The organism is Roseateles sp. FW301-B2 (assembly GCF_058788955.1).
Genome location: NZ_JBYTBE010000005.1, coordinates 86,131 through 102,561, shown reverse-complemented (window position 1 = coordinate 102,561; position 16,431 = coordinate 86,131). Strand labels below are relative to the sequence as shown.

Sequence of the window (16,431 nt, the reverse complement as noted above, 5' to 3'; positions counted from 1 at the left end):
GCCGAGTTGCAGGTGGTGGTGGGAGATTGGGGAGAAGAGAAAACGGGCCGCCGAGGACGAGGCTGTCCTCAAGGCTTCCAGTGCAGGAAGTTGCGATACAGGGCAAGCCCCAGCGCGGCACTTTTCTCGGGATGGAATTGGGTGGCAAAAATATTATCCCGGGCCACCGCGCAGGTAAAGCGCAAGCCGTAATCGGTCTCGCCGGCGCTGTGGCGGGCATCCGACGGTTGCGCGTAGTAGCTGTGCACGAAGTAGTACCAGGACTCGTCGGGCACGCCGGCCCAGATCGGATGCGGCAGGCTCTGGCGCACGCGGTTCCAGCCCATCTGCGGCACCTTGTAGCGGCTGCCGTCGGGTTGCAGGCGGCCCTCCAGCTGGAAGCGCTTGACCTGCCCCGGGATCAGGCCCAGGCCCGGCGTGTTCTGCTCCTCGCTGTGGTCCAGCAGCATCTGCATGCCCACGCACACGCCCATCAGCGGCTTGTTGGCGGCGGCATGCAGCACCGCCTCCTTGAGGCCGGAGTCCTGCAGCTCGCGCATGCAGTCGCGCATCGCGCCCTGGCCCGGCAGCACCACGCGCTCGGCGGCATAGACCTCGTCGGGATTGGCGGTGATCAGCACGGCCAGGCCGGAGTCCTGCGCCACATGCTGCACGGCCTGCGAGACCGAGCGCAGATTGCCCATGCCGTAATCGACGACGGCCACAGTGCGTGTCATCTCAGAGGCTTCCCTTGGTGGACGGAATCACGCCGGCCGAACGGGGGTCCAGCGTGGCGGCCATGCGCAGCGCGCGGCCGAAGGCCTTGAACATGGTTTCGCATTGGTGATGCGCATTGTGGCCCTTGAGGTTGTCCACATGCAGGCTCACCAGCGCGTGATTCACAAAGCCCTGGAAGAATTCATGGGTCAGCTGGGTGTCGAAGGCGCCGATCGCGCCGGCCGTGAACTTGACGTCCATCACCAGGCCGGGCCGGCCGGAGAAATCGATCACCACGCGCGAGAGCGCCTCGTCCAGCGGCACATAGCTGTGGCCGTAGCGGGTGATGCCCTTTTTGTCGCCGATCGCCTGGGCCACGGCCAGGCCCAGGGTGATGCCCACGTCTTCCACCGTGTGGTGGCCGTCGATGTGCAGGTCGCCCTTGGCGTCGACCTCCAGATCGATCAGGCCGTGGCGGGCGATCTGGTCCAGCATATGGTCGAAGAAGCCGATGCCGGTGGAGAGCTTGGCCTCGCCCGTGCCGTCCAGGTTGACGCGCACGCGGATCTGGGTTTCCTTGGTGTTGCGGGTGACTTCAGCGACGCGAGTCATGACAGGCTCTCTTTCAGGGCGGCCAGCATGGCCGCATTTTCATCCGGGGTACCGATGGTGATGCGCAGGCAGTTGGCCAGCAAGGGGTGCATGGCCGACACGTTCTTGATCAGCACGCCGCGCGCCTTCATGGCCTCGAAGGTCTTGGCCGCATCGGCCACGCGCGCCAGCACCATATTGCCCTGGCTGGGAAAGGGGCGCACGCCCGGCAGCTGCTGCAGGGCCGCCAGCACGCGCTCGCGCTCGGCGCGCAAGGCCCGTGCCTGCTCGGCATAGACCTCGGCATGCTCCAGCGCGAACAGCCCGGCCTCGGCGTTCAGTACGCTCACATTGAAGGGCGGGCGCAGCTTCTCGATCTCGTTCACCAGCGCCGCGGCGCCGATCAGGTAACCGATGCGCACGCCGGCCAGGCCGAACTTGCTCATGGTGCGCATCACCAGCACCTTGGGGTGTTCGCGCAGCAGGGCCATGCCGTCGCGCTCGGCGAAGGGCTGGTAGGCCTCGTCCAGCACCACCAGGCCGGGCGCGGCGGCGATGATGCGGCGGATCGCGCCCTCGTCCCATTGGTTGCCGGTGGGGTTGTTGGGATAGGCCAGGTAGATCAGCGCCGGCCGGTGCTCGGCAATGGCGGCCAGCATCGCGGCCTCGTCGAGTTCGAAGTCGGCGTGCAGCGGCACACCGACGAACTTCAGGCCCTGGTAGCGCGCCGAGATCTCGTACATCACGAAGCTGGGCAGGGGCGCGAGCACCACCGCGCCGGGGCGGCTCACCGCCATGCTGAGCAGGCCGATCAGCTCGTCCGAGCCATTGCCCAGCGTGATGGCGCAGCCCGCGGGCATGCCGGCATGCGCCGCCAGCGCGGCGGCCAGGTCGCGCGTGCGCTCGGCCGGGTAGCGGTTGATGGCCACCGCGCCCAGGCGCCGGCCCAGCTCGGCCTGCAAGGCCTCGGACAGGCGGTAGGGGTTCTCCATCACGTCCAGCTTCACCAGCCCGGCGGCGCTCTGCACCGGGTAGGCCTTGGTGGCGCGCAGGTCCTCGCGCAGGCAGTTCAGGGCAGTGTCGAGTTCGTCCATGGGGTTCAGGCCGTGAGCAGCTCGGGGCCGCATTGCAGGGGGTTGATGACGCGCACGCTGTCGAACTGCGCCTCGTGCGGCAGCTCCAGGCTCAGCAGCCACTCGCAGCCCTGGGCCTTGGCGGCGGCCACGACCAGGGCGTCCAGATAGGCCAGGCCGAAGCGGCTTTCGATCGACCAGGCGCTCTCCACCGTCGCATGGTCCACCGCCCAGGGATGCCAGCGCTGGTAGCGGCGCACCTCGGCACGCGCGTCGCCGTTGGGCATGGGCGGCTCGATGCGGGTGGTGACGAGGCGGTAGAAATCGTTCAGCACCTGGGTCGACACACGCCCCAGGCGCTGCTGCCACAGCAGCTTGAGCCAGGCCATGACCTGCTCGCGCTTGGCCTCATGGGCGCCGTCCTCGCTCAGGATCAGCACCGAGGTGTCCACGAATACCGGGCTCACTTCGCGCCCCGCTTGGGATAGGTCTTGCCCGCCGAGGCCCAGCTGCGCTCGCGGTGCAGCCAGTCCTGCATGGCGCGCTCGTAGGCGTCGTCGTGCCGCATCTTCTCGGCCAGCAGCTCACCCACCAGGCGCGACACGCTGGTATTGCGCCGCGCGGCTTCGAGCCGGGCCCATTCGGCCACGCTGTCTTCCATGGTGACGGTGACGTTCTTCATGAGCGCGATGGTACACGAAGTTCGTGCAGCACGAACTTCGTGTGATTTCATGCTTAGCGCTTCAATCGCATTTCGGCGGCCCGGGCATGGCCTTGCAGACCCTCGCCATAGGCCAGCTCGGCCGCGATGGGCCCAAGCTTCTGCGCGCCCTTTTCGCTCACCTCGATCAGGCTCGACCGCTTTTGGAAGTCGTAGACGCCCAGCGGCGAGGAAAAGCGCGCCGTGCCCGAGGTGGGCAGCACGTGATTCGGGCCGGCGCAGTAGTCGCCCAGGCTTTCGCTGGTGTAGGCACCCAGGAAGATCGCGCCGGCGTGGCGCAGCAGCGGCTCCCAGCGATGCGGCTCGGCGCTGCTGACCTCCAAGTGTTCGGGTGCGATGCGGTTTGATAAAGAGCAGGCCTCGTCCATCGAGCGGGTCTGTATCAGCGCGCCGCGGCCTTCCAGCGAGGCGCGGATCACGGCTGCGCGCGGCATGGTCGGCAGGAGTCGTTCGATCGATGCCCGCACCTGCTCGATATAGGCCGCGTCGGGGCAGAGCAGGATGCTCTGTGCCAGCTCGTCATGCTCGGCCTGGCTGAACAGGTCCATCGCCACCCAGTCGGGCGGGGTCGTGCCGTCGGCCAGCACCAGGATCTCGCTGGGGCCGGCGATCATGTCGATGCCGACCTGGCCGAACACATGCTTCTTGGCGCTGGCCACATAGGCATTGCCGGGGCCAGTGATCTTGTCCACGCGCGGCACCGTGGCCGTGCCATAGGCCAGCGCCGCCACTGCCTGTGCGCCGCCGATGGTGAAGGCGCGGTGCACGCCGGCCACATAGGCGGCGGCCAGCACCAGCGGGTTCTTCTCGCCCCTGGGCGTGGGCACCACCATGACGATCTCGGGCACGCCCGCCACCTGGGCGGGAATGGCATTCATCAGCACGCTGCTCGGATAGGCGGCCTTGCCGCCGGGCACATAGATGCCCACGCGGTCCAGCGGGGTCACTTTTTGCCCCAGCAGGGTGCCGTCCTCGTCGCGATAGCTCCAGCTGCGGCCGCAGGCCTCCAGCTGGCGCTCGTGGTAGCTGCGCACCCGGGCGGCGGCGGCCGTCAGGGCCGCGCGCTGGGCCGGGCTGATGGCGTCGAAGGCGGCCTTCAATTCATCGCGCGTGAGCTCCAGCGCGTTCAGGCTGTCGGCGCTCAGCTGGTCGAAGCGGGCGGTGTAGTCCAGCACCGCGGCATCGCCACGGGCGCGCACATCGGCCAGGATCTCGGCCACGCGGGTCTCGATGGCGGCATCGGTCTCGGCCGACCAGTGCAGCACGCGCTGGAACTCGGCCTCGAAGTCGGTGGCCGCGGTGTTGAGTTGGCGAAGCTTGAGCGTCATGATGATCAGGCCGGGATGGCGGAGGCAAAGGCGTCGATCATCTGGCGCAGCGGCTCGCGCTTGAGCTTGAGCGCGGCCTGGTTCACCACCAGGCGCGAGGAGATGTCCATGATGTGCTCGACCTCCACCAGGCGGTTCGCCTTCAGGGTGTTGCCGGTGGAGACCAGGTCGACGATGGCATCGGCCAGGCCGGTCAGCGGCGCCAGCTCCATCGAACCATAGAGCTTGATCAGGTCCACGTGCACGCCCTTGTCGGCGAAGTGCTGGCGCGCGATCTCGGTGTACTTGGTGGCCACGCGGATGCGCGAACCCTGCTTCACCGCGGCGGCGTAGTCGAAATCGTCGCGCGTGGCCACGCTCATGCGGCAGCGCGCGATGTTCAGGTCCAGCGGCTGGTACATGCCCGCGCCGCCATGCTCGATCAGCACGTCGCGGCCGGCCACGCCGATATCGGCGCCGCCGTACTGCACATAGGTGGGCACGTCGGTGGCACGCACCAGCACCACGCGCACATCCGCCCGGTTGGTGCTGAGGATGAGCCTGCGCGAGGTTTCCGGGTCTTCCAGCACCTCGATACCGGCGGCCTTCAGCAGCGGCAGGGTCTCTTCGAAGATGCGGCCCTTGGAGAGTGCCAGCGTGATCATGATGCGTCGTCCTTTGAATCTGAATTCGGTTCAGCGGACGGCAGCGGGTTCACAGACGTGGCACCAACAGCCACCCGCCCTCAACAGCGGATGGGGTGTTCAGTGATGGTGGTGCTGCGGCTCGGCGGCCGCGGCCGCATGCTCGGCGGGCGTGAGCGTCTTCATCGACAGCGCATGGATCTGCTCGCGCATGCGCTCGCCCAGCGCCTGGTAGACGCGCTGGTGGCGGCGCACCCGGTTCAGCCCCTCGAACTCGGTGGAGACGATGGTGGCAAAGAAATGGCGGCCATCGCCCTCGACTTGCAGCACTTGGCAGTCAAGTCCGTTGGCGATGTATTGCTGAACTTCGGCGGGGGTGGGATCGGCCATGGTGGGAGGATTCTAAGGGCCCTGGGTTAACCCCTGATTTTGTAGCCCCGGCGCAGCAGCTCCAGGGCAATACCTGACACCACCACAAAGCTGGTGGCCACGATGGCCAGCGAGATCCAGGGCGAGACATCGCTGACGCCGAAAAAGCCGCGCCGGAAGCCGTCGATCATGTAGAAGAAGGGATTCAGGTGGCTGATGCCCTGCCAGAAGGCCGGCAGGCTGTGCACCGAATAGAACACGCCCGAGAGAAAGGTCATGGGCATGATGATGAAGTTCTGGAAGCCCGCCATCTGGTCGAACTTTTCGGCCCAGAGCCCGGCAATCAGGCCCAGCGCGCCCAGCATGCCCGCGCCCAGCGCCGCGAACACCAGGATCCACCAGGGCTCGGCAAAGCTGGGCGGGCCGAACCACACCGTCACCATGAACACGCCCGTCCCCACCGTCAGGCCGCGCACCACCGAGGCACCGACATAGGCCACGAACCAGGCCCAGTGCGACAGCGGCGTGACCAGGAGGAACACCAGATTGCCGGTGATCTTGCTCTGTATCAGGCTGGAGCTGCTGTTGGCAAAGCTGTTCTGCAACACGCTCATCATCACCAGGCCGGGGATCAGAAAGCTGGTGTAGCCCACCGAGCCGTAGACCTTGACATGGTTCTCCAGCACATGGCCGAAGATCAGCAGGTACAGCACGGCGGTGAGCACCGGCGCCGCCACGGTCTGGAAGCTGACCTTCCAGAAGCGCAGGATCTCCTTGTAGAACAGCGTGCGAGCGCCTTGCAGTCGAATCGCGCTCATGCCTGAGCTCCTTGCATGATTTCCAGGAACACGTCTTCCAGATCGGCCCGGCCGATCTCCAGGTCTTCCACCGGGCAGTTCGCGGCGCGCAGGGTGGCCAGGATGGTCTCGACCTCGGCCGCGTCGTGCGCCTTGATCTGGGCGATACGCCCGGTCACACGCGCCTGGGCAGCCAGTTGCGGCGGCAGGGCCGCGTCGGTCTTGAAGCGCAACATGGTGGAGGCGCGGCCGGCCAGCAGGTCGGAGGTGCGGTCCAGCGCCACGATACGGCCCAGCTTGAGCATGGCGATGCGCTGGCACAGCGCCTCGGCCTCCTCCAGATAATGGGTGGTGAGCAGCACCGTGTGGCCCTCGCGGTTCAGGCGCGCGATGAACTGCCAGAGGGTCTGGCGCAGCTCCACGTCCACGCCGGCGGTGGGCTCGTCCAGCACGATCACCGGCGGGCGGTGCACCAGGGCCTGGGCCACCAGCACGCGGCGCTTCATGCCGCCCGAGAGCTGGCGCATATTGGCTTTTGCCTTGTCGGCCAGGCCCAGGCACTCCAGCAGTTCGGTGATCCAGGCGCCGTTGTTGCGCACGCCGAAGTAGCCGCTCTGGATCTCCAGCGCCTCGCGCACCGAGAAGAAGGGGTCGAACACCAGCTCCTGCGGCACGATGCCCAGCGACATGCGCGCCTCGGCGTAGTTGCGCACCACGTCGTGGCCATGCACCGAGACGCTGCCGCCGCTGGCCTGCGAGAGCCCGGCCAGGATGCTGATCAGGCTGGTCTTGCCGGCGCCGTTCGGGCCCAGCAGGCCGAAGAACTCGCCCTGCTGGATGTCGAAGGAGACGCTGTCCAGGGCGCGGACCTGGCCCCCTCGGTAGGTCTTGCTGACCTGGTCAAAACGGATCGCGGGAATGCCCGCGGGCAGGGCTGGGGGGCTGGCATGCATGGGCGGCGATTGTAGGGAGGCCGCTCTTTTCCTGCTGGGCCTTGGCCAAATCCCTGGAGAGCGCGGCTGAACTGATGCCAGAATCGGCGCAGGAGATCACCCGCCCATGGCCACCAAGAAGCCGCGCCGCACCGCGGAACGCATCCTCGAAGTCACGCTGGACCTGTTCAACCGCTTCGGTGAACCCAATGTATCCACCACGCTGATCTCGGCCGAGCTCAACATCAGCCCGGGCAATCTCTACTACCACTACCCGGCCAAGGACGAGCTCATCAATGCGCTCTTCATGCGCTACGAGCGCGAACTGGAGGAGTTGCTGAGCGCCGCCGACAACGTGCGCAATGTGGAAGACGCCTGGCTGTTCTTCCACATGTTGATCGAGCTGATCTGGAAGCACCGCTTCCTCTACCGCGACCTCAACGACCTGCTCTCCAAGAACCGCAAGCTGGAAACGCATTTCCAGAGCGTGCTGCAGCACAAGGGTCAGGCCATGCGCACCGTGCTGGCCGGCCTGCAGCATGGCGGCGCGCTGCGCATGGATGCGCGCGAGGCCGGCCCCGCCGCCAACTCCATGGTGGTGCTGCTGAGCTACTGGCTCAGCTACGAATATGTGCGCGACCCGCGCCATGCGCTGGAACCCGAGCGTGCCGGCGCGGCGCTGATGCGCGGCGCCTTCCATGTGCTGAGCCTGCTGCTGCCCTATCTGGAGCCGGCCTCACGCGAGCATCTGTTTGCACTCGCCGACTCATACCAACAATCCTGAAGGAGACGACCCATGGCCAAGTGGACTGCATTTCCCTACGACAACGCCGCCTTCATCTACGACGCGGCATCGCTGAAGAAGCATTGGGCACGCCTGCATGCCGGCGATGCCGAGCCCTGGCCCAAGGACGCGGCCGTGGTGCAGGCCTGGATCCACTTCCACGCAGGCGAATTCCAGAAGGCCTATGAGGCCGGCATTGCTGCGGAAGGTGCCGGCATCACCGTGGCCAACAAGGCCCAGGCCATCTACGCCAACTATCTGGAGAAGAAGGAAAAGACCAAGCTCGAGATGTTCCTGGAAGTGGCCGAGCGCGCCGACATCCAGCAGGGCACCGAGCCCAAGAACCCGAATGCCTATTACTGGCAGGCCTATGCCATCGGCCGCTATGGCCAGGGCATCAGCGTGGCCAAGGCGCTGGCGCAGGGCCTGGGCAGCAAGGTCAAGAACGCGCTGGAGAAGGCCATCGAGCTGCAACCCAAGCACGCCGACGCGCACATCGCCCTCGGCGCCTTCCATGCCGAGGTGATCGACAAGGTGGGCAAGCTGCTGGGTAGGACCCAGGGCGCCGATACCGCCACCGGCCTGAAGATGTTCGAGCAGGCCCTCAAGCTCAACCCGAGCAGCGCGATTGCGATGATCGAGCGCGCCAACGGCCTCATCATGCTGGAGGGCGACAAGCGCATGAAGCAGGCCGAGGCCCTCTATGCCGACGCCGCCGCCTGCACCCCCATGGATGCGATGGAATGCCTGGATGTGGAACTGGCGCGCGAGGAGCTGGAGGACTGAGCGAGGGCCAGTCCCTAGTCTGAAGATCCCGGACGAGGGCGGCCCCGTAGCAATTGGCCGGGCGCGGCGCTAACCTTGATCACCCTCAAGCGCTTGTAACGCCATGCGACCCTTACCCGGGGCTGCTGGCCCACAGGGCACGCACAGCTCGATCGAGCCAGGCAGCAATCCCTGAGCCCCCTCGCTCTTTGCCGGCGCCCTGAGCGGCGCTTGCGGACCCACCCTCCAGCAGTACGGGGAGCCGCAAATGAAGCCCATCGTTCTCATGATCTTGCTGGCCGGCAGCGCCATGGCACAGACCGGCACAGGCAGCAGCACCAGTTCCGACGCCGCCATCGAGGCCAGGCAACGGGTCGATTGCGCGATCAGCAAGCACGCCGGCACCCGGCCCGATGCCCCCAGGCCGCGCGGCTATATGAATACCGAAGCCACCGACTACGACAACCCGAACTACGAATACTCGCCCTGCAGCGATGCCGAGTACAGCGAGTACAAGAGCATGTTCGACCCGGCCCGCATGTTGCGCGAATCGCCGTCGGCCGCGGGCCGCAGCAGCCCAGCCCAGGAGCGCGCCCTGGTGATCCGCGAACTGCAGCGCGCGCGCCAGGCCGGCGAACTGAATTGGGCGGACCTGGAAATGGGCCTGCCCATGAAGACGCCGCTCTGAACTGCCGCAAGCGGGCGTTTGACGCAAGCGCATTAATTCACGTTTTCACCCGACTGATCTCGCGATCCACCCCCGCAGTCACGGATGGCAATCCGCTGGCTGCGGGGCTAAGCTACGCGCCATGTGCCGGGCCTCAATGCAACGGCATCCCGTTCACTCACCGCGAGACAAGGTTGAATATGAAGCGCACCCTGATTGCCCTGATCCTGGCTCCCCTGGCCGCTGCCTCCTGGGCCAGCAACCAGGAAGCCAACGCCCTGCGCGCCGAGTGCGCCGCCAAGTACAGCCCGGTGGCCGAGGCCACGGCATCGAACGAGTATCAGTTCGTCTACAAGAAGGGCGATTACCGCGGCGAGAAGCACAACGGCAAGGTCGTGGGCTGCTCGGACTCGCAATACAACACCTACCTGGCCAGCGCGGACCCGGCGCGCGTGATGTCGGCCAACCCGACCGCCGCCGGCCGCCCGAATATCAAGCCCAATATCAAGCCCAACCTGGCCGCCGAAGCGGCCAAGAACGGCAAGTAAGAAGCTCAGCCCTCCTCGCCCCAGGGCAGCATCAGGGCGAGGAGTAGCAGCTTGTTGAACTCGGGCGCAAAGCGCTCGATGATGGCCTCGGGGTCGGGGCAGAGCTTGCTGTCGGTGATGAGGCCGAACTGCACATGGCCGGCATAGGTGAGGATGCTGACGCCCATGCCGATGTCGCCCGACTGCGGCACCCAGAACATCACCCGCTCCACCGTCGAGCCGCAGAACTTCAGCGCCTCGGCCGGGCCGGGCACATTGGTCATCACCGCGGTGGCCTTCTTGGCAAAGATGTTCAGCATCGCATGCTGCACTGGCTTGATCAGCAGGCCGGCCACGCTCAAGAGGCCGAAGGCCATGATGGGCTGGAAGCTGCCCTTCAGTTCCTGCATGCGCGTGCGCACCGCGTAGAGCCGCTCCACCGGATTCTCGATACCGATCGGCAGCACCAGCGGCACCAGGCCGAAGCGGTTGCCCAGCTGGTAGGCCTTCTCCAGTGGCCGCAGATTCACCGGCACCATGGCGCGGATCTCCTGCCCGGCCACATCGTCGCCCTTGTCGATCAGGTAGCGGCCGATCGCGCCCGCCACGCAGGACAAGAGCACATCGTTGATCGAGCAATTGAGCGCCTTGCCCACCGCCTTCACCGCGTCCAGCGGCAGGGCGTCGTCCCAGGCCACGCGCTTGTGCGTGCCGGGCTTGCCCTTGAGACGGGTGTGCGAGTCGTCGCTCATGAGCGCAAAGGCCGCCACATCGCTGACCGCCTGGTAGCCCATGCGGGCGGCATGCAGCGAGCTGTCGAGCGGATGCTCCTGCTGCATCACCATGTCCACCGACTTGGCCATGCCAGCGCCGGCCACGCCGATGGCCTTGATGGTCAGGTCGCTGATGGGCTTGAGCAGGGCGTCGGTGAGCCAGTCCTGGTCGTCGCGCGGCTGCTGCTTGCGCTTGGGCGGCGGCTTGCCGCCATCGGTGATCGAGAGCATGACGGCAATCAAGGCGATGCCGTCGGCGATGCAATGGTGGATGCGCGCGATCAGGGCGCTGCCGCCGTCCATGTCCTCGACCAGCTGGAACTGCCACAGCGGCCGGCGGTGATCCAGCGGCTCGGCCGCCAGCTCGCCCACGCGCTCCTGCAGCGCCGCCTGCCGTGTCTGCCCCTTGGCGGGCGTGAGGGTGGTGGTCAGCACATGCTGGCGGATGTCGAAGTCTTCGTCGTCCACCCATTGGGCGCCGAGCGTGTCTTCCACCACCTTCTGGCGGAAGCGGGTGTACTGCAGCAGGCGCTCCTCCACGCGCTGGCGCAGGGCTTCCAGCGTGATGCCGGGGCGGATGAACCACACGCCGACGATCATCATCAGATTCGCCTCGGTGTCCATGCGCAACCAGGCGGTGTCCACCTTGGACATGCGTTGTGCGGCCAGTGCCAATTTGTTCTCCTGTTGCTTCTTGCTTCTAGAGTTTGCGCACCAGACCATGCTGGTTAACATCCGCTGCGTCCATACCGATTGTCACCAGTACTGAGGAGCCATGATGAGCCTGAATGAGCAATTCGAAGCCGCTGTTGCAGCATCCAAACAACTGCCCGAGCGCCCCGACAACATGACCCTGCTGAAGCTCTACGCGCTCTACAAGCAGGGCAGCAGCGGCGACGTGGAGGGCTCGCGCCCCGGCTTCACCGACATGGTGGGCCGCGCCAAGTACGACGCCTGGGCCGCCCTCAAGGGCACCGCGGCCGACGAGGCCAAGCAGCAGTACATCGACCTGATCGAATCGCTGCAGTAAAGCCGCGCTGTACGCGCCAGGCCGGCCTGCTCAGGCCGGCTTTTTCTTGCCCGCCGCCTTCTTGGCAGCGGCACTGGCCAGCAACTGGTCCAGCTCCTTCTGGATCTCGCCCTCGATGGTGGACTTGAAGGCGCCCAGCAGCAGGCCCAGCCTGGCATGCAGATCGAAATGATCGGCCGCCACGATCAGCTCGCCCTTCACGCCCGAGCGCGTGAACTCCACCGTGTCGCTGGTCTCGCCCTCCAGCACCGTGCATTCCATGTCGAACTTGTCCTCCACCTGCTCGGCCCAGGCCCAGGCAATTTCGCGCGCCTTCTTCAGGCCCAGGGCATGTTCACGGTGAATGCGGATGTCGGCCATCGGTGGCTCCTTGTTCTGACAATGCCTGCAACTCTAAGCGACGCTGCGGCTTGGGCAGCGCCGCCAGGCGTCGCACCTCGGCATAGAAGCGCGACCAGTCGCCGTCCAGCCGGGCATGCAGGCGCTCGAACTGCGGCGTGAGCTCGTTGTAGGCGCCCAGCACCGCCAGGCTGGCGTTGTTGGCGCGCGCATACCAGCCGTCGTAGCCCGCATAGCCGCCCCAGGCCTCGCGCTTGAGCTGCTCGTAGTCGGCGCGCAGCGCGGCGAACAGGGCCTGCTTGGCGGCGCGCTTGGCCGCGTCATCCTGCGCGCCGGCATAGAGCTGGGCCAGCCGCTCGCGGTAGCGCAGGTTCAGCGCCAGAAAGTCGCGCCGCCTTGCATCGCCCTGGCGATAGATCTGCAAGGCCGCCGCCGAGCCCTGCTGGCGCAGCCAGGCCTCGGCGCCCAGGCGCTCCACCGCGCCGGCAAAGCTCTCGTTGAAGACCGTGTCGTCCTTGGCATAGGCCACCTGGTGCGCCAGCTCATGGAAGATCATGCGCGCCAGCTCGCCCTCGGCATAGGCGATGAAGGTGTTCAGCAGGGGATCGCCGCCCAGCCAGCTGCTCCAGCCCAGGGTCGAATAGGCCGGCACGCCGTACACGCTGACCTCCAGGCCTTGGGTGCGCAGCGGCGCCGCAAAGGCCTCGGCCTCGGCCTGCTCGAAATAGCCGCGATAGCCCACGCAGCCCATGAGGGGAAAACACCAGGTCTGCAGGTTGAGGCTGAACTCGGGCGTGGCCACCACATTCCAGACCGCGGCGCTGCGGCCCAGCTCCGCATAGCGGCGGTAGCTGTTGTTGTCGGGCAGCTTGAGCTCGCGCACCGAGAACTCGCGCATGCGCTGGCTCAAGCGCATGCGCTCGCGCAGCGCGGGCTGGAGCTCGGGTTGGGCCAGCCATTCGTCCACCGGCCTGGCGGCATTGACCAGGCGCAGGTGGCCCGCCACCGAATGGCTCAGATAGCCCAGCTCGGCGCAGCCGCTCAGCAGCGCCATCGCGGCCGCGGCGGCCAGCGCCAGCAGCCCGCGCCTCACGCGGCGGCCACCTCGACCAGGCAGTCGTAGAACACCGGAGCATGGCCCATATCGGTCAGGCCCTGGTGCGTCACCTCGTTGACATTGCTGCCGCCCGCACCCAGCTTGCGCCACCACACGCCCAGGCCGTTGACCACGCCGGGGCGTGCGCGCGCGCTCACCGCCAGCCGGCACAGGTAGCTGCCGCGGTCGTTGAAGGCGCGCACCATGGTGCCATCGGCCAGGCCGCGCGCCGCCGCGTCGTCGGCATGCATCTCCAGCAGCGGCTCGCCCTCGATGTCGCGCAGGCTCTTCACGTTCACGAAGCTGGAATTGAGGAAGTTGCGCGCCGGCGGCGAGATCATCGCCAGCGGATAGCGCGCCGCCAGCGCCGGCGCCGAGCGCGCACTCTCGTAGTTGGGCACGAAATCCGCCCCGGTGGCCTGGGCCCGGCCGTTGGGGGTCAAGAACTGCCCCTCGGCGAAAGGCGCCTCGGCCAGCGGCAGGCTCCACCAGCCCTGGGCGCGCAGGGCCTCGAAGTCGACGCTGTCGCGGAAGGCCTGGCGCGCCAGCTGCTCATCGGTATCGGCAAAGCAGGCGTCGCTGAAGCCCATGGCGGCGGCCAGCTCGCGGAAGATCTGGGTGTTGGACTTGGCCTCGCCCAACGGCGCGATCGCCGGCTCGTTGATCAGTACATCGGTGTGGCCATAGCTGGTGTGCAGGTCCAGGTGCTCCAGCTGGGTGGTGGCGGGCAGCACATAGTCGGCCAGGTCGGCCGTGTCGGTCATGAAATGCTCCAGCACCACGGTGAACAGGTCGGCGCGCTGGAAGCCCTGCACGACCTTGGGCGATTCGGGCGCCACCGCCACCGGGTTGCTGTTGTAGACGATCAGCGCCTCGACCTTGGGGCCAAACTCCGGCCCAGCCTCGCGCAGCAGCGCGTCGCCGATGGTGCTCATATTGATCAGCCGCGACGGCTGGCCGGCGCGCAGCTGGGGCAGCTCCAGCGCATCGACATTCTTGTGCGGCGCGAACCAACCCGAGCTGGAGAGCAGCAGGCCGCCGGCGCGCTGGCGCCAGGCGCCTGTCAAGCAGGGCAGCAGCGCGATCAAGCGCACCGCATTGCCGCCGCCGCGCACGCGCTGCATGCCGTAGTTGAGGCGGATCGCGGCCGGCGCGATGGTGCCGTAGTCGCGCGCCAGCCCGCGCACCTCCGCGGCCGTGATGCCGCAGACCTCGGCCACCCGCTCGGGCGGCCATTGCAGGGCGCGCTCGCGCAACTCCTGCCAGCCGTCCACATGGCGGGCCAGGTAGTCGTGGTCCAGCCAGTCATGCGCGATCAGCTCGTGCATCAGGCCCAGCGCCAGCGCCCCGTCGGTGCCCGGCAGCAGGGCGATGTGCTGATGGCATTTGTCGGCCGTCTCGGTCTTGCGCGGGTCGATGCAGATCAGCTTGGCGCCGGCGCGCTTGGCCTGGTTGGCAAAGGTCCAGAAGTGCAGATTGGAGGCGATCGAATTGCTGCCCCAGATCAGGATCAGCCGGCTCTCGGCGAAGAAGCGCAGATGCATGCCCACCTTGTGCCCATAGGTGGCCGCCAGCGCCGCGCCGCCGGCGGAGGCGCAGATGGTGCGCTCCAGCTGCGAGGCGCCCAGCTTGTTGAAGAAACGCGCCGCGATGCTTTCGCCCTGCAACAGGCCCATGGTGCCGGCATAGCTGTAGGGCAGGATGGCCTGCGGGTCCGCGATGGCCTTGAGCCGCGCGGCGATGTCGCGCAGCGCCTCGGCCCAGCCGACGCGCACGAACCGCGGCGCCTCCTGCTTGCCGCTGACGCGCTTGAGCGGGTGCAGCACGCGCTCGGGGTGGTAGCTGCGCTCCGCGTAGCGCGAGACCTTGGTGCACAGCGCGCCATGGGTGGAGCCATGCTCGGCCTGGCCCTGCACCTTGGTGACGCGGCCGTCTTCCACGGTGATGCGCAAGGCACAGGTATCGGGGCAATCGTGCGGGCAGGCGCCCTTGACGACGCCGCTCTGTGGCAAGGGGGTGACAGCGATGACGGAATTCATCCGCGAACTATTGCACAGTGCCGGCCCGCCTGCCTTGCGACACCCCAACAGCCGGGCGCGCCCCAGGGATCTGCGGCTACCCTTGCCCGCTCCAAGCACCACACCCGGAGCCCTTCTTGCATCGACGCCATTGCCTCACCGGTCTGGCCGCCCTGGCCGCATTGGGCAGCCCTGCCTGCTTACGCGCGCAGGAGCGCCGCCGCATCGTGCTGGGCCAGTCGGCCCCGCTGACGGGCGCCGCCGCCCAGCTGGGCCTGCAGATGCAGGCCGGCGCCAGGCTGCAGTTCGACGCCATCAACGCGGCGGGCGGCATCAACGGCATGGCCGTCGAGCTCAAGACCCTGGACGATGGCTACGAGCCCGAGCGCTGCAAGGCCAATACCGAGAAGTTCATCGAGGAGGAGGTGTTTGCGCTGTTCGGCTATGTGGGCACGCCCACCGCGCTGGCGGCCCTGCCGCTGGTGAACCAGCACAAGATCCCGTTCTTCGCCCCGCTCTCCGGTGCCGAGGCCCTGCGCGAGCCGGCCAGCCGCTGGGTGTTCCATTTGCGCGCCTCCTACTTCGACGAGACCGCGCTGATCGTCAGGCAGTTCATCCAGCTGGGCATGAACAAGCTGGCGGTGTTCCACCAGAACGACGCCTATGGCCGCGCCGGGCTGGAGGGGGTGCAGCGGGCGCTCAAGGGCCATGCCTTGTTGCCGGTGGGCATCGCCACGGTGGAACGCAACAGCGTGGACGTGGCCAAGGCGGCGCGCGAGCTGGCCGCCACCGAGCCCGAGGCCATCGTGCTGGTGAGCGCCTACAAGAGCTGCGCCGCCTTCATCCGCGAGGCCCGCAGGGCCGGCTTCGGCGGCCTGTTCTACAACGTTTCCTTCGTCGGCACCCAGGCACTCTCGGATGAGCTGGGCAAGGACGCCGCCGGCGTGGTGGTGAGCCAGGTCGTGCCCTACCCCTTCGGCCCGGCCACAGGCCTGGTGGCCGAGTACCAGGCCGCGGTGCAGCGCGCCGGCGGCGGCATGCGCCCCAACTACACCGGCATGGAGGGCTACCTGGCCGCCAAGGTGATGTGCGAGGGCCTGCGCCGCATGGGCCGGCTGAGCCGCGACAGCCTGGTGGCGGCGCTGGAGGGCCTGCAGAACTACAACCCGGGCGGCTTCACGCTGAAGTTCGCGCCGGGCAAGCATGTGGCCTCGAATTTCGTCGAGCTCTCCATGCTCACCGGCGACGGCAAGGTCAAGCGCTGAGCGGTAAACTCGTTCGCACCAGGCGCGCCCAGCCCAT

20 protein-coding genes are annotated in these 16,431 nt (G+C 67.3%); 6 read left to right on the top strand and 14 right to left on the bottom strand.

Annotated features, from left to right (window positions below; translation table 11 throughout):
- Positions 1-68: 68 nt before the first annotated feature.
- The 10 genes from hisH to AC3WQY_RS05530 form a co-directional block, all read right to left on the bottom strand.
- Entirely contained in the window at positions 69-716 is a 648-nt protein-coding gene (gene hisH, locus AC3WQY_RS05575; RefSeq protein WP_492706494.1) for an imidazole glycerol phosphate synthase subunit HisH, read from the bottom strand.
- A gap of 1 nt (position 717) precedes the next feature.
- Positions 718-1,308 carry an imidazoleglycerol-phosphate dehydratase HisB gene (hisB, locus tag AC3WQY_RS05570; RefSeq protein WP_492706492.1) on the bottom strand — a complete coding sequence of 197 codons (591 nt, stop codon included), beginning with the start codon at positions 1,306-1,308 and terminating at the stop codon, positions 718-720.
- Positions 1,305-2,381, bottom strand: a complete 1,077-nt coding sequence (gene hisC / locus AC3WQY_RS05565) for a histidinol-phosphate transaminase (RefSeq protein ID WP_492706490.1) — start codon at positions 2,379-2,381, stop codon at positions 1,305-1,307. The genes hisB and hisC overlap by 4 nt, the downstream gene beginning before the upstream one ends.
- Before the next feature lie 5 nt (positions 2,382-2,386).
- Positions 2,387-2,827 (bottom strand): PIN domain-containing protein, encoded by a 441-nt coding sequence (locus AC3WQY_RS05560; RefSeq protein ID WP_285233562.1) that lies wholly within the window; start codon positions 2,825-2,827, stop codon positions 2,387-2,389.
- Positions 2,824-3,042 (bottom strand): CopG family transcriptional regulator, encoded by a 219-nt coding sequence (locus AC3WQY_RS05555; RefSeq protein ID WP_492706488.1) that lies wholly within the window; start codon positions 3,040-3,042, stop codon positions 2,824-2,826. Before AC3WQY_RS05555 ends, AC3WQY_RS05560 begins: the two co-directional genes overlap by 4 nt.
- Before the next feature lie 53 nt (positions 3,043-3,095).
- Positions 3,096-4,409, bottom strand: a complete 1,314-nt coding sequence (hisD, locus tag AC3WQY_RS05550; RefSeq protein WP_492706486.1) for a histidinol dehydrogenase — start codon at positions 4,407-4,409, stop codon at positions 3,096-3,098.
- 5 nt (positions 4,410-4,414) lie between these two features.
- Positions 4,415-5,053: an ATP phosphoribosyltransferase gene (gene hisG, locus AC3WQY_RS05545; RefSeq protein ID WP_492706484.1), complete on the bottom strand. Its 639-nt coding sequence runs from the start codon at positions 5,051-5,053 to the stop codon at positions 4,415-4,417.
- Positions 5,054-5,152: 99 nt separating this feature from the next.
- A complete protein-coding gene (locus AC3WQY_RS05540; protein ID WP_285233566.1) occupies positions 5,153-5,422 on the bottom strand; it encodes a BolA family protein in 270 nt (89 codons plus the stop codon).
- Between the two features lie 26 nt (positions 5,423-5,448).
- Entirely contained in the window at positions 5,449-6,219 is a 771-nt protein-coding gene (locus tag AC3WQY_RS05535) for an ABC transporter permease (protein ID WP_285233567.1), read from the bottom strand.
- Positions 6,216-7,118 carry an ABC transporter ATP-binding protein gene (locus AC3WQY_RS05530; protein ID WP_285235519.1) on the bottom strand — a complete coding sequence of 301 codons (903 nt, stop codon included), beginning with the start codon at positions 7,116-7,118 and terminating at the stop codon, positions 6,216-6,218. The genes AC3WQY_RS05535 and AC3WQY_RS05530 overlap by 4 nt, the downstream gene beginning before the upstream one ends.
- 139 nt (positions 7,119-7,257) lie before the next feature.
- On the opposite strand from AC3WQY_RS05530, the gene AC3WQY_RS05525 reads away from it, so the two are divergent.
- The 4 genes from AC3WQY_RS05525 (at position 7,258) to AC3WQY_RS05510 (ending at position 9,894) form a co-directional block, all read left to right on the top strand.
- Entirely contained in the window at positions 7,258-7,914 is a 657-nt protein-coding gene (locus AC3WQY_RS05525; protein ID WP_285233568.1) for a TetR/AcrR family transcriptional regulator, read from the top strand.
- Between the two features lie 12 nt (positions 7,915-7,926).
- On the top strand, positions 7,927-8,700 hold the full coding sequence (locus AC3WQY_RS05520) for a tetratricopeptide repeat protein (protein WP_285233569.1): 774 nt from the start codon (positions 7,927-7,929) through the stop codon (positions 8,698-8,700).
- 247 nt (positions 8,701-8,947) lie between these two features.
- The gene (locus AC3WQY_RS05515; RefSeq protein ID WP_492706481.1) at positions 8,948-9,367 is read left to right on the top strand and encodes a hypothetical protein; all 420 of its coding nucleotides are present in this window, start codon (positions 8,948-8,950) and stop codon (positions 9,365-9,367) included.
- A gap of 179 nt (positions 9,368-9,546) precedes the next feature.
- Positions 9,547-9,894, top strand: a complete 348-nt coding sequence (locus AC3WQY_RS05510) for a hypothetical protein (RefSeq protein ID WP_285233571.1) — start codon at positions 9,547-9,549, stop codon at positions 9,892-9,894.
- Between the two features lie 5 nt (positions 9,895-9,899).
- Here the strand turns inward: AC3WQY_RS05510 and AC3WQY_RS05505 are convergent, their stop codons facing one another.
- Positions 9,900-11,369 carry a wax ester/triacylglycerol synthase family O-acyltransferase gene (locus AC3WQY_RS05505; RefSeq protein ID WP_492706479.1) on the bottom strand — a complete coding sequence of 490 codons (1,470 nt, stop codon included), beginning with the start codon at positions 11,367-11,369 and terminating at the stop codon, positions 9,900-9,902.
- 55 nt (positions 11,370-11,424) lie between these two features.
- Between AC3WQY_RS05505 and AC3WQY_RS05500 the strand changes: the two genes are divergently transcribed.
- The gene (locus AC3WQY_RS05500; protein ID WP_285235520.1) at positions 11,425-11,676 is read left to right on the top strand and encodes an acyl-CoA-binding protein; all 252 of its coding nucleotides are present in this window, start codon (positions 11,425-11,427) and stop codon (positions 11,674-11,676) included.
- Positions 11,677-11,706: 30 nt separating this feature from the next.
- Here the strand turns inward: AC3WQY_RS05500 and AC3WQY_RS05495 are convergent, their stop codons facing one another.
- The 3 genes from AC3WQY_RS05495 to AC3WQY_RS05485 are packed head-to-tail and all read right to left on the bottom strand — an operon-like array spanning position 11,707 to position 15,150.
- Positions 11,707-12,036 carry a polyhydroxyalkanoic acid system family protein gene (locus tag AC3WQY_RS05495; RefSeq protein WP_285233573.1) on the bottom strand — a complete coding sequence of 110 codons (330 nt, stop codon included), beginning with the start codon at positions 12,034-12,036 and terminating at the stop codon, positions 11,707-11,709.
- Complete coding sequence (locus AC3WQY_RS05490) at positions 12,011-13,108, bottom strand: aminopeptidase (protein WP_492706476.1); 1,098 nt, start codon at positions 13,106-13,108, stop codon at positions 12,011-12,013. The genes AC3WQY_RS05495 and AC3WQY_RS05490 overlap by 26 nt, the downstream gene beginning before the upstream one ends.
- A complete protein-coding gene (locus AC3WQY_RS05485) occupies positions 13,105-15,150 on the bottom strand; it encodes a molybdopterin-containing oxidoreductase family protein (protein WP_492706474.1) in 2,046 nt (681 codons plus the stop codon). Before AC3WQY_RS05485 ends, AC3WQY_RS05490 begins: the two co-directional genes overlap by 4 nt.
- 116 nt (positions 15,151-15,266) lie before the next feature.
- Here AC3WQY_RS05485 and AC3WQY_RS05480 point away from each other — a divergent pair, with 116 nt between their 5' ends.
- Positions 15,267-16,394 (top strand): ABC transporter substrate-binding protein, encoded by a 1,128-nt coding sequence (locus tag AC3WQY_RS05480; protein ID WP_492706472.1) that lies wholly within the window; start codon positions 15,267-15,269, stop codon positions 16,392-16,394.
- The last annotated feature ends 37 nt before the right edge of the window (positions 16,395-16,431 follow it).